Below are 25,009 nucleotides of genomic sequence, written 5' to 3' on the forward strand. Positions count from 1 at the left end.
GCTCAGCCCACCTTCGCCATCTGCATCAGCGTTACGCGGCTTTGCAGCCGGCGCTGCGCCTGGTCGACGACCACGGCGACGATGATGACGAGACCCTTGATCACCATCTGCCAGAAAGAGCTGACCCCCATCATCACCAGCCCGTCCGAAAGAATGCCGATAACGAAGGCGCCGACGATGGTGCCGCCAATTGTGCCGCGTCCACCTGACATCGAGGTGCCGCCGAGTACCGCCGCGGCGATGGCGTTGAGCTCGAAGCTCTCGCCTGTCGCCGGATGCGAGGCCATCAGCTCGGACGAGATGATCAGGCCGACGATCGCCGCGCAGAAGCCGGAGAACATGTAGACGAACATCTTCACCATGTTGACCCGGACGCCCGAAATCCGCGCCGCCCGCTCATTGCCGCCGACCGCGAAGATGTGCCGGCTGAGCGGCGTGTATTTGGCGAGATAGGCCGCGCCCAGCGCCACGACGATCAGGATCCAGATCGAGACAGGTAGGCCGAGCAGCTTGCCGGCGCCTAGATAGCCGAAGCCGGTGGTGCCGAGTTCCGGCTTGCCGACGAGATTGGGGAAAGTGCGGCCGTCCGACGACAACAGCGCCAGGCCGCGCGAGACATAGAGCACGCCGAGCGTGGCGATGAACGGCGCGACGTTGAGTCTTGTGATCAGCAGCCCGTTGACGGCGCCGATCAATATGCCGACGGCAAGCGTAATCAGCGCGATCTCGACGACGTTGAAATAGATCGTGTAGCCGATCTGCAGGTCGATGCCGTTGAGCACCAGATAGCCGGCGACCATGCCGCACAGGCCGACGATCGAGCCGACCGACAGGTCTATGCCGCCGGTGATGATGACGAAGGTCATGCCCATGGCCAGGAAGGCGTTTAGTGCCACGTGCTTGGCCATCAGGATCAGATTGGCGGCCGACAGGAAGTTCGGCGCCGCGATCGAGAAAAACACTAGCACGGCAATCAGCGCGATGAAGGTCCTGAGCTTCATCAGCGTCAGCAGCACGGAGCCGCTGGACGCGGAAGGGGCAGCCGCCTTGGCTGGAATGTCAGTCATGGACGTTTTTCTCCGTATGCCCTGCGGGTCCGTGGCCAAGCGCTGACGCGGCGATGATCGCCGCCTCCGTCGCCTCGGCGCGGTCAAACATGCCGGTCAGTTTTCCGTTGCTCATCACCGCAATGCGGTCGGACAGAGCCATCACCTCGTCGAGGTCGGAGGTGGCGAAGAGGATGCCGAGCCCATCACGGGACAGCTTGCGCATGGTGCGGAAGACGTCGGCCTTGGCGCCGACATCGATGCCGCGGCTGGGCTCGTCCATCAAGAGCACTTTGGGTCCGGTGAGCAGCGCCTTGCCGATCACCACCTTCTGCTGGTTGCCGCCCGACAGCGAGGAGACCTCCTGCGCCGGGTCAGCGACCTTGATCGCCAGTTCGCGCACCATGCCGGTCACCGCCTGCCTTTCCTCGGCGCCCAGGATGTGGAACAGGCGGGCGAAGCGCGACAGGCTGGCCAGCGTCAGGTTGCTGGCGACCGAAAGGATCGACACCAGCCCTTCACGCTGGCGGTCTTCAGGGATCAGCGCCAGGCCGCGCCGGATGCGCCGCGTCGTGTCGCGCTCGCGCACCTTTTTGCCGGCGATGAAGATCGAACCGGTGGAATGCGCGTGGCGGCCCATGATGCAGTCGAACAGTTCACTGCGCCCGGCGCCCATCAGGCCGTAAATGCCCAAGATCTCGCCGGCGCGCAGCGACAGCGAGACATGGTCGACGGCAAGTCCACCGGTCGCGCGCGGCAGGCAGATCTCCTCGGCACGGAATATTTCCTCGCCCGGCAGATGGCCATCGGCCTTGGCGAAATCCTTGGCGTCGGAGCCGATCATCTGCCGCACGATCCACTGCGTGTCGACGTTTTTCATCCTCTCCTGGCCGGTGATGCGGCCGTCGCGCAGCACGGTGATGTAGTCGCCGATGCGGATCAGCTCCTCCAGCCGGTGCGAGATGTAGACGATCGCCACACCGCGCGCCTTGAGGTCGGCGATCACCTTGAACAGGATCTCGACTTCGGCAGCGCTTAGCGCCGATGTCGGCTCGTCCATGATCAGGATGCGCGCGTCGAGCGAGACCGCCTTGGCGATCTCGACCAACTGCTGCTGGCCGATGCGCAGATCCTCGACCAGCATGTCCGGCCGGATGCCGGCCTGCAGCCGTTCGAGGAATTCCGCCGCGCAGCGCTCCTGCGCCTTGCTGTCGATCTTGCGGAACCGGTTGGTGATTTCGCGAGTGGCGAAGATGTTCTCGGCGACGCTCAAATTGCCGAACAGGTTGAGCTCCTGGAACACCATGCCGATGCCGCGGTTCACCGCATCGCCGGATGACCAGAACGAGACCTCTTCGCCTTCCAGCAAGATGCGCCCGGCCGTCGGCCGTTCGACGCCGGCGATGATCTTCATCAGCGTCGACTTGCCGGCGCCGTTTTCGCCGACCAGCACGTTGACCGCGCCCTTGCGCACCTCGAAATTGGCGCGCTTGACCGCGACGGTGCCTGAATAGACTTTTGACACGTCCTCCAGCTTAAGGATGACGTCGCGCTCGGCGCTCATGGCTTCGGCCCGATCTCTGCCTCCGCCGGCGTCACCAGCGGCAGGTCCTGGCCGCTGCCCAGCGTATAGGCGCCGAGCACCTTGGCGCTGCGGCCTTCCAGCGCTTCGCGCGGCAGCTTGGATAGCACCGTCTTGTCGGCATAGGTGTTGAATGCTTTGCCGAACTGGGCGAAGTCGATCTGGTTGGTGAAGTCGTTGAACTGGACAAAGTCGAGGCTGTCGCGCAGCGCGGTGCCGCGCACCGCCGGTCCGATCTGCACCCGCGCGTCCGCCTTGCCGTCGCCGTCGACATCGACGTCGATGGTCGCCGCGCGCGACTGCGTGTTGGCGGCGACGATCTTGCCCTCCACACGCACCGCGAAGGTCCATGGCGAATTCGCCTGCTTTTTTGGGTTGCCATATTTGGCGCCGGCGGCGGCGGGATCGGCAGTGGCCAAAGCGTGCACTTCGGGGAACGCTCCGCCCTTCTGCTGCAGGTAAGGGATCACCTTCACCGCCCAGATATCCTCGACCATCTTGTCGGGATTGAAGGCGGGCGTGTTGCCACCGTCTTGCGCCGACGGCGTCGGCAGGATCTTGCAGGCGGTGAGCCCGAGGCCCGCCATTCCGGCTAGTATTGGCACGGCGAGGCTCAACCAGGTCAGCTTGTTCGGCATGGCGGTCAGGAAGCACCCACGAAAATGGAGGCAAGGGACGAACCGGAAGCCCGCCCCTTGCGATTGATGTCATGCCGGCTCAGTTGGTGAGCGCGAAGGTCTCCAGCTTCTTGGCATTGTCGCCATTGACCAGCACGCAGTCCATCAGCTGCTTTTCCTGGGCGGGAGATTTTTTGTTCTTGATGAAGTCGTCGGCCTGCACGACAGCCATCTGCGCCTGCGCGAAGGCGGGCTGCAGCACGGTTGCCTTGATGCCGCCCGACGTGATGGAGTCGCGCACGTCGTTCGATCCGTCGAAGCCGACGACGATGACGTCCTTGCGGCCGGCGGCGGCAAGTGCTGCGTAGGCGCCCATCGCCATCGTGTCGTTGCCGGAAATCACGCCCTTGATGTCGGGGTTGGCCTGGAGGATCGATTCCATCTTGGAATAGGCTTCCGTCTGGCTCCAGTTGGCCGACTGCTGGGCGACCATCTTAAGGTCCGGATAGTCGTCGATGACATCGTGATAGCCCTTCGAGCGGATGCCGGCATTGGTGTCGGATTCCTTGCCGACGAGCTCGACGAAATTGCCCTTCTCGCCCATCAGCTTGACGAACTCCTGCGCGCCGAGCTGGGCGCCCTGGTAGTTGTTGGAGACGATCTGCGCTACGGCGACGCCGGTGGCGTTGATCTCGCGGTCGATCAGGAAGGAGGGGATACCGGCGTCCTTGGCCTTCTGTACGGCAGCGACGGTGGCGTCGGCGCCGGCATTGTCGAGGATGATCGCCTTGGCGCCGCGGCCGATCGCCGTGTCGATCAGTTCGGACTGCTTGTTGGCGTCGTCGTCATGGACCAGCACCAGCGCCTCGTAGCCGAGTTCCTTGGCCTTGGCTTCGGCGCCGACGGCCTCCGCCTTGAAGAACGGATTGTCGTGCGAGGGCGTGATTATGGCGATGAGATCCGCCGCGTAAGCGGGCATTGCCGTGCCAAGCGTCAGCATGCCGGCGAAAGCCGCAAGCGTCATTCTGCGAGTGAGTTTCATGAAGTCCTCCCGTTGAAAAACTCTGCCTCGGGCGACCGAGGCCAATGTCTGCATTGAATTCGTCAGGCAGTGCATGCAGCGCGTCGCTCGGGTTTGAAAAGCCGTTCGCCGGCTTCATCCGAACCGATCTTCGCTTCCGTTCCCCGCCATCCTCCACCCGTCCCAACTTCGATTTTCTAGCGAAGCATGATCGATCCAAGCCAGTTACTAGCTAAAGCCAACTGGTATGATGAGTCAACCACAAATTCAGGTGATATGTACCCGATGAGCGGTTTACGGCTCTCCCTTCTCCCACAGGAGAAGGCAGGGCGGTCCGCCTCAGGTAATGCGCTGGATGCTGGCGGCGATCTCTTCCGGCTCGAAGACGCGCTTCCAGTCGTCGCGCATCAGCACCGGCTTGCCGAATTCGATCGCCTTGTTGCAGGCATCCGAGAACACACCCTTGGTCTCGCCGAAGATGACGGCGCCAAGCACGTTCATGTGGCCGAGCAGGAAGTCGAGCGCCGCTTGCCTGTCGACACCGCGCGCCACGACTTCGTCGAGGGCTTCCTTCATGACGACCAGCAGCGAGGCGCACACCGTTTCCGACAGGCCGGGCTCGAGCAATGCCATCTGTTCGACGGTGACGCGGTGCGAGCGCATCACCGGGGCCCAGATGATCTGGGCGATCGCCTCGCCCTTGGCGTAATGCTCCTCCGGCCCTTGCATCAGCGCGCTGACGAAATGCTGCTTGGCTTTGACGCCGCCAAAAAAGTCCTTCTTGGCCGCCATGTCGGTCTCGTCGTTGAAGATCGGCGGATGGCAGGGATGGGTGACGAAATAGGTGAGATCCGGCCGCTTCGGCAGATGGCCGGCGAACGGGGCCGCCGCGTCGAGCACCACCACCATTGTGCCCGGCGCTAGCTTGCTTTCGATGCTCGCCGCCACCTTGCCGATATGCGTGTCGGGAACGGCCAGGATCACCACATCGGCACCGTCGAGCGCCTCGTCGGCGCTGATCGCATCGAAGCCCAGTCCGGTCTTAAGCCTCTCGCGGCCCGCCTCGCTGACCTCGACATGACGTATCGTGTAGGGCGATCCGCAAAAATTGGTCGACAGGCGGTAACCCATTTTCCCGCCGGCACCGAACAGCGCAATCGTTGTCATCTATGCATGCTCCCGATTTCCAACGATGGCCGCGCCGATCGTCACGTTATCAACTGGTATGATCACTCTACCACAACACGGTGGTTTGACCAGAGCTTTCGTTGCCGCCTCATGCCGGCCGGTCGCCTGCCTGCGTGGCGGGATCGGCATCGTCGGCTACCGGTTCGGCCGGCGCGCGCCGCGTCAAGGCCTGGCGTCCGGCCAGCGCCAGCACGAAGATGACGACGATGCCCTGGAATACCCGATATCAAGGTGGTAGCCACCGTCTATGGCCAGGCAACCGCCTCGAAACGGTTCGGCGGGGTCGCGCAGGCGCGCCTGGATCGCCGATTTTATCAGTCGCGCGCCGGGCAAGGCGGTCATTACTCGTAGATGAGGCCCTTGCGCTGCAAGCGCTCGCGCATCTCGTTGACATCGAGGCTTAGCTTACCGGCTGCGTAAAGGCTTCGCTTTTCTTCTTCCATCGCCTCGCGCTTGCGGGCTTCCTGATGGGAGCGACGATCGGGGCGCATGTTCCGTTCTGGGATCAGCAGGACGAGTTTGGGGATACGACCTTGCTGGTGGTCAAACCGGAAGAGGGGCGTTCGCTGGCGCGGGCACTTGGCCAGAATTCGGTCGTGTTGATGAAACGGCACGGAGCCACCTTTGTCGGGGCCGATCTGCCGGACCTCGTCTTTCGCGCCGTATACGCCTGCCGCAATGCCGAGGCACAATCGGCTGCCACGCGTTGGGAACAGTTGCCGCCCTGTCGCCGGGTGAAATAGAGCATGCAGGCGCTCTCTGCTCTCGCGTCGGTGGGTTTTCGTCGCGAACCTGGGACTTCTGGCAGCATCAGCTTGAGCTTGCCGGGAATAGCCTGACGGAAGGCTGATCCCATATTCTGTGTCGCAATCGAGACGATCAAGGGCAGGCGCATCCTCATCGTGGCCGATGAGGATGTGGCCGAACTTTGGCCCACGCCGCCCGCATTCAGCTGGACCTTTGACATCACCGACGAGATGCATCCCGTGCCGATCTCGACATTTCAGGTGCCGGGGCTGGATCGCGATGGCAGTCCCCAACCTCACATGACCGGCTGCCATCAGCCATCCGAGCGACTTAAAGGAACGGTCGTGCCTTTCGCATGGTTTGCGCAGGGGCTGCGACTGGTCGATTTTGCCGATCCCTTCTTACCGAAAGAGGTCGGTCATTTCGTGCCAGAACCTGCGCTAGGTGAACGTCGACCGTCATCCAACGACGTAACGCTGGATGATCGTGGCCTGATCTACCTTGTCGATAGGGTCAGGGGCGTCAGCATTATCGAGCCGCTATTGTTCGCATAGCGTGGTCGCTCGGAACAAGACCGCGATGTTGCGCCAAAAATACTCACGATCGCGCTGCTCACGTCGCCGAAGCAAGCTGTGGCGTTGTTTCCTGCGATGTCCGCTTCGGGAGGATCGCAAGGCCGGCGGAATGACCGAAATGGGGGCGGGTTCAACCGATCGCTGCAACACACTCAGCGAACTTCTCCGCTGGGGTCTGATAGAGCAAGGTCTTTCTGGGGCGTTCGTTGAGCTGCCGCGCGATGGCGCTGAGCTTTGCCTGGCTGTGCAGGGACAGGTCGGTACCACGTGGCAGATATTGGCGCAGCAGTCGGTTGGTGTTTTCATTCGAGCCGCGCTGCCAGGGTGATCGAGGATCGCAGAAGTAGACCTCGACATCCGTGGCCAGTGTCAGCCGCTGGTGGTCGGCAAGCTCTTTGCCTCGGTCCCACGTCAGCGATTGATAGAGTTCCCCGGGCAATTTCTGCGACTGCTTGATTAGGGCTGAGACGACGCTTTCGGTATCTTTGTTGGCGACCTTGATCAGCATCACATAGCGCGAGTGACGCTCGACCAGCGTCGCCACGTAGCTGTTCTTGGACCCGCCGATGAGGTCGCCCTCCCAGTGGCCGGGAACTGCTCGATCTTCGACGGTGGCGGGCCGTTCGCTGATGGAGATTGCATCCTTGATCTGGCCCAACCCACTCCGCTTCATGCTGGCGTGCCGGGAACGGCGGATCGTGCGCCTGGCTCTAAGATGCTCCAGCAGTTCCTTTTTCAGCACTCCACGTGCCTGGATGAACAGGCTGCGATAGATCGTTTCGTGCGACACCTGATTATGCGGCTCCCCTGGGTAGGTGCGCTTGAGCCAGCCGGCAATCTGCTCTGGCGACCATTTCCGCTGCAGCTTGACCGATACTGTCCGGGCTAGGGACGGACAGCAAGCCAGCTTGCACAGCTTGGGGCGCAGGGCCCGATCCCAAGCGGCGTGATCGGAACGTGCTGCTCTATACCGATCAGGCCCGCCATTGCGAAGGACCTCACGACTGATCGTGGACGGCGATCGACCCAGTGTGTGGGCGATCGAACGCAAAGAGCACCGCGTACTGAGCCCTCGGAATATCTCCTCCCGCTCGCCCAGACTGAGCGCCTTGGGCGCCCGTCGCCGCTCGGCTGGGAGAATGCCGCCGGCTGGGGAGATCACCGAGAACACCGATGATGACGCCCGATCAAACCGCCGCCCAATCGACTTCATCGACTCGCCAGCCTGCCACCGATCCCAGATCTCCGATCGCTGGGCAGCAGAATAATAGATGCGACGTCGCTGCTTCATGGCCCACACTCCATCTTTGATGAAAGACTAGTGTGTTGCCCTCAGCGATTGAGCCCACCGGCGAAACCGGTCATCCGGCGCTGAGTTTCTGGACGTCGCTCTTGTAGGGCACATCCTGAGAAATTTTGAAACAGCCGAATTGATTAGAGACAATTGTCACTTGGAAATGAAGTTGGATGGCGATCTGTCGTCATTCCTCCTTTCGATTCTCGGGTTCGCCAGACCATGCGAGATCATACGAGAGATATGGGTTGGCGAACCAGCCGCTAACGTATTGATTTTGTGTAGAAAACGTTGACCCTCAGCGACCAACATGATCTTTATCTATCAATAACTTAAGAGGCGGTTCGCCAGTTTCGATTCAAGAGGTGGTCCAGCTCCTCGCCGATCGCATTGTCTTCTACCAAATGGCAGCTTTGCGCCTCATGGCAGTCGTTCGGGCCAGTGGCAGTGTTTCCCAGAAGCGGACGCTCACAGCAGTCACGTATTTGCTGGCATTCTCTTGGCAATGCGCGCGCACGCGGGCGAGCCAGCTGTCGAACCAGACCCACGTGTTCTTGTAGTCACCAGCCTTGCCGAACCCCTTTGCCGGGTCCTTCGCATCCAGTTCCTTCCATAGCGCAGTGTACGCCGCTTGGTTGAACTTCGGATATCCTTCGGCGTGCATCGAATCGACTACCTGCCCGGCAGTATAGCGCGCCTTGTGTCGACCTCCTTGAGCAGTACAGCATTGATCGCCCGCGCTTCATCTGAATTCGGCTTGATAAATTCGACGGCGGTGTCTGATTTGCTCGCCTTGCTGCCGAGCTTCGGCACGAACGCGACGCGATAGGTGAACGCGGGGTCCTTGAGCTCATTTTCGCGTGGAAGGCATCCATCGTGGACGCGATCGTTGGAGGAAGGGAAGGGGCCTTCTTAAGACCAGCTGCCTGTGCGGCATCAAACGTGACGAATTGCAGCGCGATCGGCAAGCGGCGCTCAAGCCCGAATGCGCGCCGAACCAAGATCTAATCGCCTCGTTATAGTTGAGGCAAAACGTTTGCATCAGCGGCCCGAGCGCATAGAGAACAGCGCCCCTGACAAATCACCTGTATTTGCGTTGGCAACCGCTTCTTGCAGCCACCCACAGGCTTCGAGCACCTCGATTAAATTGCGGATCGCCTCTCCGTTTCGACTGCTGCGACAGGTGGGATATCCCTGCAGACAACCATCGGAGTGGATCGGTATCTGTGATTTGTCTGTCGCACAGAGGTCTTGCAGTATCCTCTAGTCCTTTTCCTGCAAACCAGGCAGCGGCCGTCACAGTTTCTGGAACCAACACCGCGCGGGCGTACGAGCATTGAGCCGCGCGATTCGAAGCGGTCATGAAGGCCACAGAGTATTCAGGTTTACTCGGCGAAAAGAGCACCCGAATTGGTAGTCGAATAGCCCAGCGCCTACACGGTCATAGAGTGCGGAACTCCGCGCGGCAAGCGGTACACCTGGATCGGGCCTCGTCCGGGGCGGGATGTCCTGCCGCCTTGCAACGTTTACAGCGCCAACCGAGCAGGCATAGGGAGCCGGATGCTGTAAATACATTGACACTTTTCTTCGCGCGGTTCACGTTTATGCCGATTTGTGCGTGAAGTGAGGAAGTTTTGTCCTACCTATTGCTGGGGGAGCGTCAGTCTCTCATAAAGGGCCGTCTAAGCGCGCGGGGGCGGGTGATCGCAGCCGAATTGGCGCAGGAACTCGGAGTATCCGAAGACACAATCAGGCGTGATCTGAGAGAAATGGCTGCGGCGGGGCTGTGCCGGCGGGTGTATGGCGGCGCCTTGCCGATTTCCCCAGGGTCGGTCCCAACTGTGAAACTACACACAAGTCTTGCTAACCGGAATGCGATTTTAGGCATGGCGGCAGCCAAACTTGTCCCTCCCGGCAGCACGATCTTCGTTGATGCGGGCTCGACAAATGCTGCTGTGGCGATGGCACTATCGAACGACAACAACATCACCGTGGTGACGAACTCGATCGTCGTCGTGGGGGCGATCGCCGACCGATCGAACATCGAGGTCATTGTTATCGGTGGGCGCCTTGACCAAAGAAGCGGAGCTATTCTGGGTGGAAGAGCAATCAGGGACGTCGAGTCCATTCATACCGACATATGTTTTCTTGGCGCGTGCGGCGTTGACGCAGAAGCAGGAATAACGGCTTTCAGTTTTGAGGAAGCGGAAATGATGCGGGCGGTGGCGAGGGCGAGTCGTTCGATCGTGGTCGCTGCCACTCTCGAGAAACTTGGCACCACGGCCCCGTTCGCTGTCGTAGGAGGTGACGAAGGCTACACGTTGGTGGCGGAGCACGGTCTCGGCGTCCAAGAGGCTGCCGCTTTCGAGCGTTGCGGCGTCCACGTAGTCAGAGCATCGGCTATGAAGGTTGAAACGATACAGGCTACCTGACGCCCATCTGTGAGTGATTGCGGACAGCTCAAATCAGCCAATCAATGGTAAAAAATGTCCAACCGTATCAAATCGCTCACTGACTCTGCGACGGCCCGCAGGATCGCCCCGCGCCTCCCCGACGCTCTGGCAGCGGCCCGTTTTACAAGATCGGACGCGTGGCTCGCCCCATGTTTGTCAACAAGGCGACGAGCAACTTCGTGAACCCTAGCCAAATATCGCCATCTTTGAGGTATGCATCCGGTGAACAAGCCGATGTCCAAATGACGCAATGTCAAGCTGTCCAGCGCTTTGATTCGCATTTTCGATCCATCGATGAAATTTTACGGGATTGACCTGAGGTCTGTCTGCGCTTGCGGAACTTCCCTGCCTTGGTGAGTTTTATCTGAACGGCTGTTTGTTGTATTTTTGGAGATGGACGCCCTTCGAACGTGGGCTCAGTCTAGGAGCCCTTCTGCCGATTCCGGTAGACATCAATGGTCACGGCCGTAACGATGATCAGGCCCTTGACGATTTCCTGGTAGTAGGCGTCGACCCGCAGAAACGTGAAGCCCGACGACATCACGCCCAGGATTACGACGCCGATAACGGTACCCCCTATCCGGCCCACCCCGCCGGCAAGCGACGTTCCGCCGATCACGGCTGCGGCAATCGCATCGAGCTCATACATATATCCCATGCCCGATTGCGCCGTCTGCGCGCGCGCCGCGGTGACGATGCCGGCGAGCCCGGCGAGCATTCCGGCGATCGCGTAGACCTTCACCAGATGCCTTTCGACATCTATGCCGGAGACCCGCGCTGCCTGGACGTTAGCGCCAATGGCGTAGGTGTACTTGCCGTATCGGGTGTAACGGAGCGCGACATGGAAGACTATGGCAACGACAATGAAAACAAACACCGGCCACGCAGACGAGCCGATGGCGGTGAATTGATCGGTCAGTCCCGAAATAGGCTGGCCTTTTGTATACCATTTCGAAATGCCCCTTGCCGAAACCATCATTCCAAGCGTTGCGATGAACGGCGGGATTCGCGCATAGGCAACAAAAACGCCGTTGACTATGCCTGCAACCAAACCGATCAGGATGCCGATGGCGATCGGGAAGATAGCGGGCAAATCGGTCAGTGATGGATAGAGAGCCTTCGACCATTCCGCAGATTGGGCAAACCCAGCCGCCATCATCGCGCTTGCCGCCACGACGGACCCGGAAGACAGGTCGATCCCCCCGGTAATGATGACCTGTGTCACGCCGATTGCGATAATCCCGACCACAGACACCTGGAGGATGGTGATCGTGAGGCGCTGCGGATTCCAGACGAAACTCTGCCCGATCAAAAGCCAACCGCACACCTCGCACAGAAGAACGATCCCCACCAGGACCAGGAAAATATTGAGTTCCTGAGGTTTTCGCCAACCGCCAAAGCTGCCACGGTACCCAGGAACAGCGGCGGCTGTTGTGTCTTTTCCCATCGTACAGTTCCTCTATTCCTCGCTTACTTCGAAGCGAGTTCCATTATTTTGACCTGCGTCGCCTCATCACGATCCAGAACGCCGGTGATCTTTCCTTCATGCATCACCATGATCCGATCGCTCATTCCAAGGATCTCCGGCATCTCCGAGGAGATCAGAATGACGCCCGCGCCCGCGCTGGCGAGCGATGACACCAGCGCGTGAATCTCGGCTTTGGCAGCAACGTCGATGCCGCGTGTCGGCTCGTCGAGGATGAGGATGCCCGGTTTGGTCAAAAGCCAGCGCCCGATCAGCACCTTTTGCTGGTTGCCGCCCGAGAGGTTTTCGACTGTGGTGTGGATCCCGGAGCTCTTGACGCGCAAGGTCGTGCTCATCTCGCTGCATGCTGCGGCAATCACCTTGCTTTGGACGAAACCGGCTTTGACGAATTGGCTTTGAAGAGCGGCAACCTGCATGTTCTCGAGGATGTCGAGGACGAGAAAACAGCCGCTTTGTTCTCTGTCTTCTGTCAGAAAGGCCATTCCGTTGGCGATCGCATCGCGCGGCGACTTTAGAGCGACGCGTTGCCCCTTTATCCATATCTCGCCGCTGGTGGCGGGCGTCACTCCGAAGATCGTCTCGGCAACGTTGGACCGCCCCGACCCGATCAGGCCGGCAAGGCCCAGTATTTCGCCCGCCCGCAGATCGAAAGAGACCCCCGAGAAGACGCCGCGCAAAGTGAGGTCCCGAACCGAAAGCAAGATATCGTCGGTCGGCACGTTCTCTTTCGGAAACATTTTCGAAATGTCCCTGCCGACCATCATGCGGATGATCTCGTCTCGGTTGGTGGCGGCCGCTGGATGGGTGCCGATATACTTGCCGTCACGAAAAACGGAGATTTCGTCGGCGATCTCGAATATCTCGTTCATCTTATGCGAGATGTAGACGATGCCGATGCCCTGGGTCCTCAGGTCGTCTATTATCTCGAAAAGGTGGGCCGACTCGCGCTCTGTCAGCGCCGAGGTGGGCTCGTCCATGATCAGGACGCGAGAGCGGTAGGAAACTGCCTTGGCGATTTCCACCATCTGCCTGCTGGCGATCGACAGATGGCGCACTTCCATCTCTGGATCGAGGTTGATTTTCAGCTCCGTCAGAAGATCTCGCGACAGGCGATTCATGCGCCGATGGTCGACGATCCCAAATCGATTGCGTGGCTCTCTGCCGATCCAGATGTTTTCCGCGACCGTCATCGAGGGCATCAGGTTCAACTCCTGATGGATCATGCCGACCCCCTGCACCAGCGCGTCGAGCGGCGTCTTGAACTGGGCGGAAACGCCGTCTAGGCGGATCTCTCCCGCATCGGGCTGATATATTCCCGCCAGGATCTTCATCAGCGTGGATTTCCCCGCGCCGTTCTCGCCCATGAGTGCGTGGACGGTGCCTCGCCTGAGTTGAAAGCTCACATCGTCAAGCGCCACCACGCCCGGAAACGACTTGCTGATCCCGGTCACGCTCAGCAGGCAGGGCTGACGCTTCTCCTCAATGCCGGGTGGGGGTGGCGTAACGGCGACTGTGGTCTGCATGGAAGTGGTCCCCAATCCAGATCGAACGGAACAGTCCGCGCGCCGATAAATGACCGGCGCGCGATGCTGGCGATCAATTCCTGTTCAGGTACTTGTCCATGTTGTCCTTGGTGACGAGTTCGAGCGTCGTGAAGACCTTCCTGTCGGTCTTTTCGCCTCGCGCCAGCTTTAGAACCGTGTCGAGCGCACCTTTTCCCTGGCTGATGGCATCCTGGAAAACGGTCACCTTGAGGTCGCCCGACTTCATGGCCGTTAAGGCGTCCTGCGTCGCATCGATGCCGGCAATGACGTAATCGCTGGTTGCTCCGCCGCTTGCCTTGATGGCCTGAAGCGCACCGAGCGCCATCTCGTCATTGTTTGCGATGACAGCGTTGAAGTTGAGCCCCGCCGACAGCCAGTTTGTGGTCAGGTCGAGCGCTTGCGTGCGCGACCAGGTCGCCGTCTGCTCTTCGACGATTTCGATGCCCTTGCATTCGTCGGACTTGAAGACCTCGTGCACCGCCTCGGTGCGGCCACGCGCAACCAGGGTTCCGAGCTCGCCCATCAGAATCACGGCCTTGCCCTTGCCGCCGAGCAGGCGACACACCTCGCGCGCCTCCAGGCTGCCTGCCTGGATCTGGTCGGACCCAACGAAGGCCTGCCTTTCTGGCAGCTCATCGACATTGGACGGCTGATTGTTGGCGAAGACCAGAGGGATTCCAGCCTTGTCGGCAGTCTTCGACATCGCGACGCCAGCGTCGGCCTCGACCGGAATCACGATCATCCCATCGACCTTGGCAGCAATGAAATTGTCGATCTGGCTTTGCTGCCGGGCGATGTCGCCCTGCGCATCCTCGATCAACAAGGTCACGTTCCCAAGGTCTTTGGCGTGTGCCTCCAGGCCGCTGCGAAGAATCGCAAGAAAATTGTCGTCGAACCGCTGCATGCTGAAGCCGATGGTTTCAGCCTGAACAGGGACACCGAGTAGCGTTAGGCAAGCGGCAGCAAGCAAAATCTTTTTCATGTTCCGTCTCCGTCGGTTTTTGATGATTGAAAGTTTTGTCATTGCCGACTTCGCCCCGGTACCCGTCGGACTAGCGGCGGCATCGCAAAAAACGATCGTGCAAGTTTCAGGCGTGGCGTTGCCCTGTGCGAAACATGTCTGGCGCCGCTAAGCCTGCTGCGAAGCTCTTCGGCTTGCTTACAGTAGGTAAAACGATACACTAGATTTTTTTCACCTGTCAACTGCCACTTGACGAGTTTGCCCCCCATCAGAATCAAGTGCCTCCTGCAAATCTCACAATACCAGCGGTATGAACCGGCGACGCCCCATAGATCGACTCCGATTGACACAGAGAATTTTTAGTGTACCGTTTTACCAACTTTCTCGATCGCAAAGCTGCGGGGCCGGACTCGCAACCATCGAGGTTTCGTTCTCCCGCGGGAGTCGTAGAATGAGGGGCTCTGGGACCTTGGGAGATTTGAACGTCATGCCGCCGAAGAGTGGATCGCCCACAGATGCCGCGGACCGCGCCACCATTCAGGACGTCGCGAAAGCGGCAAGCGTATCGGTGAGCAGCGTCTCGAATTACATGAACAATCGATTCCACCGGCTGGGTGCGGAGACCCGGACGCGCATTGCGACGGCAATTGCCGAGCTCGACTTCCGACCGAACCAGGCAGCGCGCCAACTAAAGACTGGCAAGGCCAAGGTAATCGCCCTTGTCGTGCCCAGCATCGTCAACCCCTTCAACGGGCAGATGGTGTTCTCGATAGAACAGGCTGCGGTGAAGGCGGGTTACCGGGTTCATCTGTGCAACACCATGCGCGATCCGAAGCTCGAGAAAGAGTTTTTGGACAATCTGGCTGCCATCGGCGTTGCCGACCTCATCACCATCGCACCCCTGAACACCAGGCGGGGATACTACTCGGCGTGGAGCGATCTTTCGATCGTTGCCGTGGACGCCAACAGGCTCGATTTGAAGCTTGCTCGGCTCGATACGGTCAATCTCGATCACGAGGCTGCAATCGGAATGGCTGTGGAGCATCTGTTTGCTCTCGGTCATCGCCGGATAGCCTATGTGACCGATCCCCTCATCACCCACAGCCGGGTGATGCGGTTGTCCGGTTTCAAGAAAGCAATGAAGGACCACGAACTCGACGACAGTCAGGCTGTCGTGCTCGAGCGTCACCAAAGCGCGCTTGATATCGCAGACGCCCAGATGGTCGAGGTCGGTCGCGACGCCGCTTCCGATGTGGCGGCGCTGTCGCCCAGGCCCACGGCCATTATCGCGTTCAACGACATGATCGCCCTGGGGTTGCTGGCGAGTTTCCGTTCCGCCGGCATTGCCGTTCCAAAGGACATTTCGATTATTGGCGTGGACGATGCCTGGATCAGCCAGCTGTCATTTCCTGCACTGACGACCATACGTCAGCCTATCGAGGCGATGGCCAGCGCTACCGTCGAGCGTGTTCTCAAACCGAATGCGTCGCCGGCCAACGCCGGCTCCGACACGATTTTTCTGCCCGAACTCGTCATTCGAGACACATGCGCGAAGCCACAGGAAGAGGCTGCCACGCGTGTCCGGAAGCGACAATTGGAATAGCAGCCCCAAACAGCGCCCTTCTTCCAACAACCCCAGAATATCCGGCCGGATTCATCCGCGCCGGCACGAAAGAGGTTTGCCTTATGGACACCCACGCCACCCAGACCAGATCCAGTGCACATCGTCTCAGGATGGCGTGCGACACCGGTGGCACTTTCACCGACCTTGTCGTTGAAGACGGCAACGAGATCAGACTGTTCAAAGCGTCGACGACGCCTGATGACCCGGTGCGCGGCGTGCTCGATGCCTTGGATCTCGCGGCCAAACACTACCGACTGGAGCTCGGGGATTTCCTGAACCGCGGCGCAATGTTCGTCCACGGCACCACCCGGGCTATCAACGCGATCATCACCGGCAAGACGGCGAAAACAGCCTTCATCACGACCAAAGGTCATCGTGACATCCTGGTCGTGCGCGAGGGCGGACGCATTGAACCTTTCAACTTTACGGTCGCTTACCCTGAACCCTATGTGCCTCGGCGGTATACGTTCGAGGTGGATGAACGCGTCGATGCTCGCGGCAATATCATCGAGGGACTGGACGAAACCGACTTCATCGCGACAATCAAGAAACTGCAGGCGCTGAAAATTGAAGCCGTTGGCGTTTGCCTGCTGTGGTCGGTCGTCAATCCCGTTCATGAGCGGCGTATCGGAGAACTGCTTAAGGAGCATCTGCCGGATGTTCCATACACGCTCTCGCACCAGTTGAATCCAACCCTGCGCGAATATCGTCGAGCTTCCGCGACCGTCATTGATGCCTCGCTCAAACCGCTGATGTTTGATTATCTCGATGGCTTGACCAACAGGTTGCGAGACGCCGGTTTCCACGGTCGCACACTGATGGTTACTTCAAGTGGCGGCATCATGGATGCGACGACAGTTGCACGTGCTCCGATCCACTCGATCAATTCAGGACCGGCGATGGCGTCCGTTGCAGGCCGCTACTACGCACAACGCGATTTCGGCAACGCCGTCGCGATTGTCGCGGACACGGGTGGAACCACCTTTGACGTCAGCCTGGTGCGCGACGGGCGCATCCCCTGGAGCCGCGAGACGTGGATTGGCCAGCGCACGCGCGGCCATATGACCGGCTTTCCATCTGTCGACATCAAGAGCATCGGCGCCGGAGGCGGCTCGATCGCATGGGTCGACAATGGCGGAATTCTGCAGGTCGGTCCACAGAGCGCGGGTTCGACCCCGGGGCCGGTAGCATACGGCCGCGGTGGAACCGAACCTACCGTCACGGACTGCGCCTTGATCCTGGGCTATATCGATCCGGACTTCTTCCTGGGTGGCGCCATGGTCCTCGACCGGGAGGGGGCGACCCGGCAATTGCACATGAAGGTCGCCCAGCCGCTCGGCATCAAAGTTGAGGAAGCCGCTGCCGCTGTGTTGAGGCTTTCAACCGAAAAGATGGTTGGAGCGATCGAGGAGATCACGGTCAACCAAGGCATTGATCCCACCTCGGCGGTTATGATCGGCGGCGGTGGCGCCGCCGGGCTCAACGCAGTAGCGGTTGCCAGGCGCCTTCAATGTGCTGGTGTCCTCATCCCCGAAGCAGGTGCCGTGATGAGCGCTGCCGGGGCCCTGATGTCGGAGCTTTCATCGGACTATGCGCAACTGCAGTTTACAACCAGCGCCAGATTTGCGGACGACAAGGTCAACGAGGTTCTGGCGGGCCTGCGGAAGCGATGCCTTGAGTTCGCGGAAGGACCCGGCGCCGGGTCCCTCGACTGCCACATCGAGTATTCCGTAGAGGCGCGGTATCCGCATCAGATCTGGGAAATCGACGTTCCTCTCCCGCTTGATCAGGTGAAGAGCGAAGGAGATTTGAAGCAGGTCACGGATGCCTTCCATGACACCCACCAGCGTATTTTCGAAATCAGCGACCGCAATTCCCATGTCGAATTCGTGACCTGGCGCGCCAAGGTCAGATGCAGGCTGAATGATCGGGCTACAGGCACGCTCCCTCCCGAAGGCGATTTTGCCGGCGGTCGCGCAAAGCGGCCAGTCTACTTCTCTGAACTCGGCTGGAGCGATGTCGCGGTTCATCGCTACGAGGCCATGCAGCCGGGTGAACCGGTTGCCGGCCCTGCCATCATCGAATCTTCGTTCACGACCGTCGTGGTCGATCCGGGCACAGTGGCAGAACGTACGGCCAGCGGTGGCCTGCGTGTGACATTCTAAGGAGGCGCTTACACATGTCTGAGCAAACTTTGAAGACGGCGCCGGACGGCGTTCAGATGGCGATGATTTCCAGCCGTATGGAGACCATCGCCCGCAAGATGCAGAATACTCTCTTCCGAACCGCTCGCTCCGGTATCCTCAACACGGCCCATGATTTCTCATGTGTGGTTCTGACTGCTGACTGCAAGCTTCTGGCGGCTGCGGAAAGTCTGCCGAACCACACCCTCATCGGCCCTGACTTGATGTGCCAGGCGGTCCTCAAGCACCATCCCGTGCTCAAGCGTGGCGACTGCTTCCTTCACAATAGTCCATATGAGGGAAACTCCCACGCGGCCGACCACTGCATGATCGTCCCGGTCATCGACGACGAAGGCATCCTGCGCTTCTTCGTGCTGGCCAAGGCACATCAGGCGGACTGCGGCAATTCCCGCCCTTCCAGCTATCTGGCCGACGTAAAGGACCTGTACGAAGAGGGGGCCCTGATTTTTTCTGCGACGAAGATACAGGAAGACTACGAGACCAACCACGACATCGTGCGCATGTGTCAGGCCCGTATCCGGGTTCCGGACCAATGGTGGGGCGATTTTCTTGCAAGCCTGGGATCTGTCCGCATCGGCGAACGCGAACTGCTCAACCTCGGCCGCGAGATCGGCTGGCATATGCTTGAAGGCTATGCCGATCGCTGGTTTGACTATTCCGAACAAAAGATGATTGAGGCAATCAGGAGATTGTCTTCAGGACGGGTCGTTTTGGTGTCTGCTCACGACCCGTTCCCCGGCATCCCGGACGGCATTCCCGTCAAGGTGGACGTTGAGGTTGATACGGCCGAGGCCAGGATCATCGTCGATCTGCGCGACAATCCCGATTGCCAGCCCTGTGGCCTCAATCTTACGGAGGCAACCGCCAAAAGCGCGGCGATGATCGGGATTTTCAACGGCATCCTCGATCACCATGTCACCGCCAATGCGGGCAGCTTTCGACGCATTGACATTCGGGTTCGCGAAAACTGCTGCGTTGGCATCCCGAGGCATCCGGCGTCCTGCTCGGTGGCGACGACCAATCTCGCCGACCACGTCACCAATCCGGTGCAGCGCGCGATAGCGGAGCTTTCGCTTGGCTTTGGGCAAGCCGCTACCGGTCCGATCCAGCCTCCAGGAATGGGTGTCATTTCCGGGCGCGACCCCTACAACGATGACGAGCCCTTCATCAACCAGGTCCACATCGGTATCAGCGGCGGCGCCGGCACGCCGGTCACCGACGGCTTTCTAACCATGATCCATGCCGGTAACGCGGGCATGTGCCATATCGACAGCGTTGAAGTCGATGAGCTCCACCATCCAATCATCGTCCACGATCGCCATATCCTCGACGACACCGAAGGGGCGGGCACGTTTCGCGGCGCACCGTCGGTCTATAGCGAGTACGGGCCGTGGGGCGGAAACTCCCTGACCGTCCTCTACACCGCCGATGGTACCATCACGCCTGCCGCAGGCGCCCGCGGCGGTGGCGCCGGCGGTGTATCCAGAGCGGCAATGCGCAGGGCCGATGGCTCGGTCGTCGATCTTCCCCCCTGCTACGGGGTCACGCTGCAGCCAGGCGAGCATATGATCTCTCACTCCGCAGGCGGCGGTGGATATGGTTCGCCCCGGGAACGCGACCCGGCACGGGTGCTGCACGATCTTGCCGAGGGGTGGATCAGCGTGCAGCGCGCACGGGACGTCTACGGAGTAGCGGTCAAGGGGTCCCGCGAAGACGACAATCTTGAATTGGACATCGTCCAGACACGCATCCTGCGCGCCGGCCGGAGCGAACTGGCGGTAGCCGTTTAGCCCGCCCGATACCCCAGTTTTTTGTCAGGCTGCCCGACAGCGGGCACGATTCAGATCAAGGAGAACTACGATGACAAACGTCGATTGGTCCGCTGGCGCGGCCTACATTGATGGTGAATTCATGCCTCTCAAGGATGCCAAGCTCGGTATCACCGAATGGGGCTACCGCCGGTCCGACGTTACCTACGATGTCGCGGGCGTCTACTACGGCGCATTCTTCCGCCTTGACGATCATGTCAAACGCTTTCGCACCTCGATGACGAAGTTGCGGATGAATCCGAAGGAAAGCGACGAAGAGATCAAGAATATTCTCGCCGAACTGGTGCGGCGCACCGGGTTGCGCGAGGCCTATGTGGCGATGGACTGTGTGCGCTCCCGCCCGCCGCGCGGCGTGCCGCTTCATCCCGTCAACGGCCGCAGTTATTTGATTTGCCATGCCATGCCTTGGGTGTGGGTGTTCACGCCTGAGCAGCAGGAACGTGGCGTGCACGCCATGATCGCATCTCCCCAACGGATCGCGCCGGAGTCACTCGATCCGACGATCAAGAATTTTCATTGGGGCGATCTGACGCGCGGGAACTTCGAGGCGCACGATCAAGGCGCTGAAACCTGCATTTTGCTGGATCGCGATGGAAACGTAACCGAAGGCCCGGGTTTCAATGTCTTCGCCGTCATCGATGGCAAGGTCGCCACGCCGAAACATGGTGCGCTCGAGGGCATCACTCGAAAAACAGTAATCGAACTGTGCGACGAATTTGGAATTCGTTGTGAGGTCCGGGATATCTCCCGGAGCGAATTCGAAGGCGCCGACGAGATCTTTTTCTCGACTACGGCCGGCGGCATCATGCCGGTAAGCCGTCTTGGAAAAAGGATCCTGGGGAACGACCGCCCGGGTCCGATCTCCGCGCAACTGAGAGCGGCCTTTTGGGAGAAGCGGAAGGACGGCTGGCACGCGACGCCGGTGTCCTACGCTTCGTGATCGAGAGCGGCGTGCCGGTGCAATCGCTTTTCACCCTCAAAGGCAAAATCGCCTTGGTTACGGGCTCGGGCCAGGGCATCGGCCTGGCTCTCGCCCGCGGCCTGGCCGAGCACGGCGCCTGTGTCGTCCTGAACGGTCGCCGCGAACAGCAACTGACGGACGCCGCCAAAAGTCTGATCAACAACGGCCTGTCGGTCAAGGTGGCGGCCTTCGACGTGACAGATGCCCCAGCGGCTCGGCAAGGGGTCCATGAAATTGAAAAATCGATCGGCCCGATCGACATCCTCATCAACAACGCCGGCATGCAGCATCGAACAGCATTGCAGGATTTTCCGGAAGACAAATGGGACGAGCTTCTGCGTACCAATCTCTCCAGCATTTTTCATATGAGCAAAGCCGTGGCGAAGGGCATGATCAGCCGCGGCAGCGGGAAGATCATCAATATCGGCTCAGTCCAGAGCGAACTGGCTCGTGCGGGCATCGCGCCTTACACCGCGACAAAAGGGGCGGTCAGGAATCTGACCCGAGGCATGTGTGCGGACTGGGCAAAATATGGCTTGCAGGTCAACGCCATCGCCCCTGGCTATTTCAAAACGCCGCTCAACGATGCGCTCGTTCGGGATCCCGAGTTTTCCGCGTGGCTGGAGAAGCGCACACCTGCCGGTCGATGGGGCAATGTTGAAGAACTCATCGGGGCTGCAGTGTTTCTTGCCAGCCGAGCTTCCTCGTTCATCAACGGTCACACGCTCTTCGTTGATGGTGGCATCACCGTGACGGTTTGAGCGCGTGACGTCACCTCGGGGCTGCCTGTCTGACTTGCTCCCCCACCATCCAAAAATGAAAGCGGAATTCAAAATGCAGGCAGTTCATTCTCGGTCATACTCGGCCTCTTACCCATCGCTCGAGGGCAAAGTCGTCTTCATCACCGGAGGCGGCTCTGGCATCGGCGCAGCGCTTGTCCAAAGATTTTCCTGGCAAGGCGCCAAGGTTGCCTTCGTGGATATCGAGAAATCCTTGTCCGAGGCGCTCGTGACGTCGCTGAGCGAGCACGTATATCCGCCTGTGTTCATCGAATGCGACGTCCGCGATATCCCCGCGCTCCAGATGGCAATAGAGCATGTCGGGCGAGATCTTGGTGACGTCTCGGTCCTGGTCAACAATGCCGCCAATGACACACGGCACAAGATCGAGGATGTCACGGTTGAATATTGGGACAACAGGATGGCGATCAACCAGCGGCCGATGTTCTTTGCTGCACAGGCCGTCATCCCGCAGATGAAGCGTCTCGGCGGCGGGTCGATCATCAACTTTGGATCAGTGAGCACCCGCATAGGGTCGAACTTCCCCGCATACATGACCGCCAAGGCTGGCGCGCATGGTCTGACAAAGGGCCTGGCCCGTGACCTCGGTCCTTTCAACATCCGGGTCAACACGCTTCTTCCGGGATGGGTGATGACGGAAAGACAGAGGCGCGAACACCTCACGCCCGAAGGAGACGCCCGCATTGACGCCCTGCAGGCAATTCCAACGCGAATCCAACCCGACGATATCGCAGCGATGGCGTTGTTTCTGGCCGCTGATGATAGTGCGTTGTGCACGTCGCAAGAATTTATCGTGGACGGCGGCTGGATCTAGGACCTATCCACTGTTCGCGGCGCCCCGCGAACAGTGGATATCTCAAATGCTGCGGGCGTCCGCTACCGACTTGGTTTCCAGAGGAGCTTTGGCGCATCCGTCTCGTAGGCCTTGCCGTCTGGATAGCTGATCAGTTCCATCTGCAACCCCCACGGTGCCTCGAAATAAACCCAGGATTCGCCGGCTCCCGGTCCTTGCTTTTCGAGTTCGGGCCGGTCGAAGACCTTGACGCCTTTGCTTGTCAGATAGCCGGCGGCGGCCTTGATATCCTCGACATAGAAGCAAAGGTGGTAGCCGCCGATACCGCTGTTCCTCGGATAGACCCGCTTCTGGTCGGGCGCCTCGAAGTCGAACAGCTCGATGTTGCTGCCGTTGCCGCAACGCATGAAGACGACTTCCTTCATGTTGGCGCGCGGATGGATGTTCATCTTGTCCTGCATAAAGGTGCCGCTGTCGTCCTTCATCGAGCCGCCGGAATAGATGAAGTCGCAGCCGATGACATCTCGGAAGAAGGCGATCGCCTGCTTCATGTCGGGCACCACAAGGCCGATATGGTCCATGGCGGCCAACCCCGGCATTCCTTTTCTGTCGCTCATTTTGTTGCCTCCTGCATTAAGAAACTAGTCTCGGTTCAGTGCGGTTGCGGCGGCGACGTATGAAGTCGGCGACGCGTTCGCCGACCATGATCGATGGCGCGTTGGTATTGCCTGAAGGCACGCTCGGCATGACCGAGGCGTCCGCGACGCGCAGGCCATCGATGCCGTGCAGTCGCAACTCGCTGTCGACCACCGCCATGCGATCCCTGCCGATCCGGCAGGTGCCGGTCGGATGCAGCGCGCCCTGCGCCATGGACTTGACGTAGTCGCGATAGTCGTCCTTCGAGCGCATCAACCGTCCAGGATATTGCTCGCGCTTGACGATCGGCTTCAACGCCGGCTGCCCCATGATCTCTTGGCCGAGCCGTACCCCCTCGGCCATCGTGTCGAGGTCGTACGGGTCAGACAGGTAGTTCGGCACGATTCGTGGAGGTGCGAACGGATCGGGCGAACGCAACTCGACGAATCCACGCGACCGCGGCCGTGTCTGACACACATTGAGCGTGCATCCATGGCCGCTTTCGACCGTCGCCACACCTTCCTCGACGCCCGAACCGGCAAGGAAGGCATACTGCAGGTCGGGGTGCGGATCGTCGGCATTGCTCCACCAGAAGGCGCCGCCCTCAATGATGTTGGAGCAGACAGGTCCCTGCCGAAACAGCGCGTATTGAAGTCCAGCCCACGCCTTCCAATGCAGCTTCTTGTACTTGTCGTAGCCGTGGGGGCCGTTCAGCTCATAGATCAGGTAGCAATCCACATGATCCTGCAGACCGCGTCCGACACCGGGAAGATCGTGCACGACGGGTACGCCGATCTTCTTCAGATGCGCGGCCGGGCCGATGCCTGAAAGCAGCAGCAGGCGAGGCGAGTTGATCGCGCCTGCCGACAATATCACTTCACACTCGGCACGTGCAACGAGTGTGTGTCCACCTTGGAGGTACTCAACCCCGACGATGCGATTGTTCTCGACCAGGATGCGCGTAGCTCGGGCGCCAGTCTGCACCTTGAGGTTCGGTCGCCTGCGCGCCGGCTTCAGATAGCAGACCGCGGCGCTGGCGCGGCGGCCGTTGCGCGCCGTGATCTGGTAAAGACCCGAGCCAGCCTGCTCTCCGGCGTTGAAATCGGCGACATAGGGTATCCCCGCCTGCTGGCAGGCCTTGAGCCAGGTCCTCGTCAACGGGCTGACATATTGCGGAGACGATACCTTCAGCGGCCCGTCCGATGCATGCGCCTCGCCCGCCAACGTGTCGTTGTCCTCGGCGCGCAGAAAGAAGGGCAGCACGTCCTTGTAAGTCCAGCCCTCGGCACCCTGATCGGCCCAGCCGTCATAGTCCGACGGAATGCCACGTATGTAGAGCATGGCATTGACGGAACTGCCGCCGCCCAGCACGCGCGCCTGCACCATAGTCGGCGGCGTCGTCCTTGGGTTCTCGGCGGTCGGCTCCTGTTCAAACCGCTGCAAGAGGTTGCCGGTCGCGGTCTTGTAGACCATCACAGGCAGATGGATTTCAATGGCCCGATCTTCAGGCCCTTCCTCCAGCAGGAGCACGGAACTTCCAGCATCCTCCGACAGCCGCGAAGCGGCTACGCAGCCGGCGGAGCCGCCGCCAATGACGATGTAGTCTGGCATTGGTGCTGCCTCTGTTGCACAAGCTGTGCGGTAAGAG

The 25,009-nt window shown here is 60.1% G+C and carries 21 protein-coding genes; 9 read left to right on the plus strand and 12 right to left on the minus strand.

Features of this window, described 5'->3' with window-relative positions; all coding sequences use genetic code 11:
• Positions 1 to 2: 2 nt before the first annotated feature.
• The 5 genes from ACSQ3Z_RS09370 to ACSQ3Z_RS09390 all read right to left on the minus strand — a co-directional run bounded on the left by ACSQ3Z_RS09370 (position 3) and on the right by ACSQ3Z_RS09390 (position 5,433).
• Positions 3 to 1,067: an ABC transporter permease gene (locus ACSQ3Z_RS09370; protein ID WP_436171005.1), complete on the minus strand. Its 1,065-nt coding sequence runs from the start codon at positions 1,065 to 1,067 to the stop codon at positions 3 to 5.
• On the minus strand, positions 1,060 to 2,610 hold the full coding sequence (locus ACSQ3Z_RS09375) for a sugar ABC transporter ATP-binding protein (RefSeq protein WP_436171006.1): 1,551 nt from the start codon (positions 2,608 to 2,610) through the stop codon (positions 1,060 to 1,062). Before ACSQ3Z_RS09375 ends, ACSQ3Z_RS09370 begins: the two co-directional genes overlap by 8 nt.
• Positions 2,607 to 3,266 carry a DUF2291 family protein gene (locus ACSQ3Z_RS09380; RefSeq protein ID WP_436171007.1) on the minus strand — a complete coding sequence of 220 codons (660 nt, stop codon included), beginning with the start codon at positions 3,264 to 3,266 and terminating at the stop codon, positions 2,607 to 2,609. Before ACSQ3Z_RS09380 ends, ACSQ3Z_RS09375 begins: the two co-directional genes overlap by 4 nt.
• Positions 3,267 to 3,345: 79 nt before the next feature.
• On the minus strand, positions 3,346 to 4,287 hold the full coding sequence (locus tag ACSQ3Z_RS09385; protein ID WP_436171008.1) for a D-ribose ABC transporter substrate-binding protein: 942 nt from the start codon (positions 4,285 to 4,287) through the stop codon (positions 3,346 to 3,348).
• A 318-nt stretch (positions 4,288 to 4,605) separates the two neighbouring features.
• A complete protein-coding gene (locus ACSQ3Z_RS09390) occupies positions 4,606 to 5,433 on the minus strand; it encodes a phosphogluconate dehydrogenase C-terminal domain-containing protein (protein WP_436171009.1) in 828 nt (275 codons plus the stop codon).
• A 488-nt stretch (positions 5,434 to 5,921) separates the two neighbouring features.
• Here ACSQ3Z_RS09390 and ACSQ3Z_RS09395 point away from each other — a divergent pair, with 488 nt between their 5' ends.
• Together ACSQ3Z_RS09395 and ACSQ3Z_RS09400 are read left to right on the plus strand one after the other, a co-directional pair.
• Positions 5,922 to 6,197 (plus strand): class II aldolase/adducin family protein, encoded by a 276-nt coding sequence (locus ACSQ3Z_RS09395; RefSeq protein WP_436171010.1) that lies wholly within the window; start codon positions 5,922 to 5,924, stop codon positions 6,195 to 6,197.
• A 159-nt stretch (positions 6,198 to 6,356) separates the two neighbouring features.
• Positions 6,357 to 6,755, plus strand: coding sequence for an LVIVD repeat-containing protein (locus ACSQ3Z_RS09400; protein WP_436171011.1), 399 nt, complete (start codon positions 6,357 to 6,359; stop codon positions 6,753 to 6,755).
• 151 nt (positions 6,756 to 6,906) lie between these two features.
• Here ACSQ3Z_RS09400 and ACSQ3Z_RS09405 read toward each other — a convergent pair whose 3' ends face one another.
• Together ACSQ3Z_RS09405 and ACSQ3Z_RS09410 are read right to left on the minus strand one after the other, a co-directional pair.
• Positions 6,907 to 8,067 carry an IS30 family transposase gene (locus ACSQ3Z_RS09405; protein WP_436171012.1) on the minus strand — a complete coding sequence of 387 codons (1,161 nt, stop codon included), beginning with the start codon at positions 8,065 to 8,067 and terminating at the stop codon, positions 6,907 to 6,909.
• Between the two features lie 400 nt (positions 8,068 to 8,467).
• On the minus strand, positions 8,468 to 8,734 hold the full coding sequence (locus tag ACSQ3Z_RS09410; protein ID WP_436171013.1) for a hypothetical protein: 267 nt from the start codon (positions 8,732 to 8,734) through the stop codon (positions 8,468 to 8,470).
• 982 nt (positions 8,735 to 9,716) lie between these two features.
• Between ACSQ3Z_RS09410 and ACSQ3Z_RS09415 the strand changes: the two genes are divergently transcribed.
• Positions 9,717 to 10,502 (plus strand): DeoR/GlpR family DNA-binding transcription regulator, encoded by a 786-nt coding sequence (locus ACSQ3Z_RS09415; RefSeq protein ID WP_436171877.1) that lies wholly within the window; start codon positions 9,717 to 9,719, stop codon positions 10,500 to 10,502.
• A gap of 442 nt (positions 10,503 to 10,944) precedes the next feature.
• Here the strand turns inward: ACSQ3Z_RS09415 and ACSQ3Z_RS09420 are convergent, their stop codons facing one another.
• From ACSQ3Z_RS09420 to ACSQ3Z_RS09430, 3 genes are all read right to left on the minus strand, one after another.
• Positions 10,945 to 11,970: an ABC transporter permease gene (locus tag ACSQ3Z_RS09420; protein ID WP_436171014.1), complete on the minus strand. Its 1,026-nt coding sequence runs from the start codon at positions 11,968 to 11,970 to the stop codon at positions 10,945 to 10,947.
• A gap of 23 nt (positions 11,971 to 11,993) precedes the next feature.
• Entirely contained in the window at positions 11,994 to 13,532 is a 1,539-nt protein-coding gene (locus ACSQ3Z_RS09425) for a sugar ABC transporter ATP-binding protein (RefSeq protein WP_436171015.1), read from the minus strand.
• 73 nt (positions 13,533 to 13,605) lie between these two features.
• Positions 13,606 to 14,535: a sugar ABC transporter substrate-binding protein gene (locus ACSQ3Z_RS09430; protein WP_436171016.1), complete on the minus strand. Its 930-nt coding sequence runs from the start codon at positions 14,533 to 14,535 to the stop codon at positions 13,606 to 13,608.
• A 466-nt stretch (positions 14,536 to 15,001) separates the two neighbouring features.
• On the opposite strand from ACSQ3Z_RS09430, the gene ACSQ3Z_RS09435 reads away from it, so the two are divergent.
• The 6 genes from ACSQ3Z_RS09435 to ACSQ3Z_RS09460 all read left to right on the plus strand — a co-directional run bounded on the left by ACSQ3Z_RS09435 (position 15,002) and on the right by ACSQ3Z_RS09460 (position 22,746).
• The gene (locus ACSQ3Z_RS09435) at positions 15,002 to 16,117 is read left to right on the plus strand and encodes a LacI family DNA-binding transcriptional regulator (protein ID WP_436171017.1); all 1,116 of its coding nucleotides are present in this window, start codon (positions 15,002 to 15,004) and stop codon (positions 16,115 to 16,117) included.
• A gap of 83 nt (positions 16,118 to 16,200) precedes the next feature.
• The gene (locus ACSQ3Z_RS09440) at positions 16,201 to 18,303 is read left to right on the plus strand and encodes a hydantoinase/oxoprolinase family protein (RefSeq protein WP_436171018.1); all 2,103 of its coding nucleotides are present in this window, start codon (positions 16,201 to 16,203) and stop codon (positions 18,301 to 18,303) included.
• Positions 18,304 to 18,317: 14 nt separating this feature from the next.
• Positions 18,318 to 20,132 carry a hydantoinase B/oxoprolinase family protein gene (locus tag ACSQ3Z_RS09445; RefSeq protein WP_436171019.1) on the plus strand — a complete coding sequence of 605 codons (1,815 nt, stop codon included), beginning with the start codon at positions 18,318 to 18,320 and terminating at the stop codon, positions 20,130 to 20,132.
• A 70-nt stretch (positions 20,133 to 20,202) separates the two neighbouring features.
• Positions 20,203 to 21,111 carry an aminotransferase class IV gene (locus ACSQ3Z_RS09450; RefSeq protein WP_436171020.1) on the plus strand — a complete coding sequence of 303 codons (909 nt, stop codon included), beginning with the start codon at positions 20,203 to 20,205 and terminating at the stop codon, positions 21,109 to 21,111.
• 17 nt (positions 21,112 to 21,128) lie between these two features.
• Positions 21,129 to 21,893, plus strand: coding sequence for an SDR family oxidoreductase (locus ACSQ3Z_RS09455; RefSeq protein ID WP_436171878.1), 765 nt, complete (start codon positions 21,129 to 21,131; stop codon positions 21,891 to 21,893).
• A 55-nt stretch (positions 21,894 to 21,948) separates the two neighbouring features.
• Entirely contained in the window at positions 21,949 to 22,746 is a 798-nt protein-coding gene (locus ACSQ3Z_RS09460; RefSeq protein ID WP_436171021.1) for an SDR family NAD(P)-dependent oxidoreductase, read from the plus strand.
• 62 nt (positions 22,747 to 22,808) lie between these two features.
• Here the strand turns inward: ACSQ3Z_RS09460 and ACSQ3Z_RS09465 are convergent, their stop codons facing one another.
• Both ACSQ3Z_RS09465 and ACSQ3Z_RS09470 read right to left on the minus strand, forming a co-directional pair.
• The gene (locus ACSQ3Z_RS09465) at positions 22,809 to 23,342 is read right to left on the minus strand and encodes a VOC family protein (protein WP_436171022.1); all 534 of its coding nucleotides are present in this window, start codon (positions 23,340 to 23,342) and stop codon (positions 22,809 to 22,811) included.
• A gap of 16 nt (positions 23,343 to 23,358) precedes the next feature.
• Positions 23,359 to 24,972: a GMC family oxidoreductase gene (locus ACSQ3Z_RS09470; protein WP_436171023.1), complete on the minus strand. Its 1,614-nt coding sequence runs from the start codon at positions 24,970 to 24,972 to the stop codon at positions 23,359 to 23,361.
• Positions 24,973 to 25,009: the final 37 nt, after the last annotated feature.

It is taken from the genome of Mesorhizobium sp. LjNodule214, from assembly GCF_964252735.1.
Taxonomy (GTDB): domain Bacteria; phylum Pseudomonadota; class Alphaproteobacteria; order Rhizobiales; family Rhizobiaceae; genus Mesorhizobium.

Excerpts from the sequence above, each read along its gene's own strand:
- ACSQ3Z_RS09370 (WP_436171005.1), bottom strand. The coding sequence starts at position 1,067 with ATGACTGACATTCCAGCCAAGGCGGCTGCCCCTTCCGCGTCCAGCGGC.
- ACSQ3Z_RS09375 (WP_436171006.1), bottom strand. The coding sequence starts at position 2,610 with ATGAGCGCCGAGCGCGACGTCATCCTTAAGCTGGAGGACGTGTCAAAA.
- ACSQ3Z_RS09380 (WP_436171007.1), bottom strand. The coding sequence starts at position 3,266 with ATGCCGAACAAGCTGACCTGGTTGAGCCTCGCCGTGCCAATACTAGCC.
- ACSQ3Z_RS09385 (WP_436171008.1), bottom strand. The coding sequence starts at position 4,287 with ATGAAACTCACTCGCAGAATGACGCTTGCGGCTTTCGCCGGCATGCTG.
- ACSQ3Z_RS09390 (WP_436171009.1), bottom strand. The coding sequence starts at position 5,433 with ATGACAACGATTGCGCTGTTCGGTGCCGGCGGGAAAATGGGTTACCGC.
- ACSQ3Z_RS09395 (WP_436171010.1), top strand. The coding sequence starts at position 5,922 with ATGGGAGCGACGATCGGGGCGCATGTTCCGTTCTGGGATCAGCAGGAC.
- ACSQ3Z_RS09405 (WP_436171012.1), bottom strand. The coding sequence starts at position 8,067 with ATGAAGCAGCGACGTCGCATCTATTATTCTGCTGCCCAGCGATCGGAG.
- ACSQ3Z_RS09410 (WP_436171013.1), bottom strand. The coding sequence starts at position 8,734 with ATGCACGCCGAAGGATATCCGAAGTTCAACCAAGCGGCGTACACTGCG.
- ACSQ3Z_RS09420 (WP_436171014.1), bottom strand. The coding sequence starts at position 11,970 with ATGGGAAAAGACACAACAGCCGCCGCTGTTCCTGGGTACCGTGGCAGC.
- ACSQ3Z_RS09425 (WP_436171015.1), bottom strand. The coding sequence starts at position 13,532 with ATGCAGACCACAGTCGCCGTTACGCCACCCCCACCCGGCATTGAGGAG.
- ACSQ3Z_RS09430 (WP_436171016.1), bottom strand. The coding sequence starts at position 14,535 with ATGAAAAAGATTTTGCTTGCTGCCGCTTGCCTAACGCTACTCGGTGTC.
- ACSQ3Z_RS09435 (WP_436171017.1), top strand. The coding sequence starts at position 15,002 with ATGCCGCCGAAGAGTGGATCGCCCACAGATGCCGCGGACCGCGCCACC.
- ACSQ3Z_RS09440 (WP_436171018.1), top strand. The coding sequence starts at position 16,201 with ATGGACACCCACGCCACCCAGACCAGATCCAGTGCACATCGTCTCAGG.
- ACSQ3Z_RS09445 (WP_436171019.1), top strand. The coding sequence starts at position 18,318 with ATGTCTGAGCAAACTTTGAAGACGGCGCCGGACGGCGTTCAGATGGCG.
- ACSQ3Z_RS09450 (WP_436171020.1), top strand. The coding sequence starts at position 20,203 with ATGACAAACGTCGATTGGTCCGCTGGCGCGGCCTACATTGATGGTGAA.
- ACSQ3Z_RS09460 (WP_436171021.1), top strand. The coding sequence starts at position 21,949 with ATGAAAGCGGAATTCAAAATGCAGGCAGTTCATTCTCGGTCATACTCG.
- ACSQ3Z_RS09465 (WP_436171022.1), bottom strand. The coding sequence starts at position 23,342 with ATGAGCGACAGAAAAGGAATGCCGGGGTTGGCCGCCATGGACCATATC.
- ACSQ3Z_RS09470 (WP_436171023.1), bottom strand. The coding sequence starts at position 24,972 with ATGCCAGACTACATCGTCATTGGCGGCGGCTCCGCCGGCTGCGTAGCC.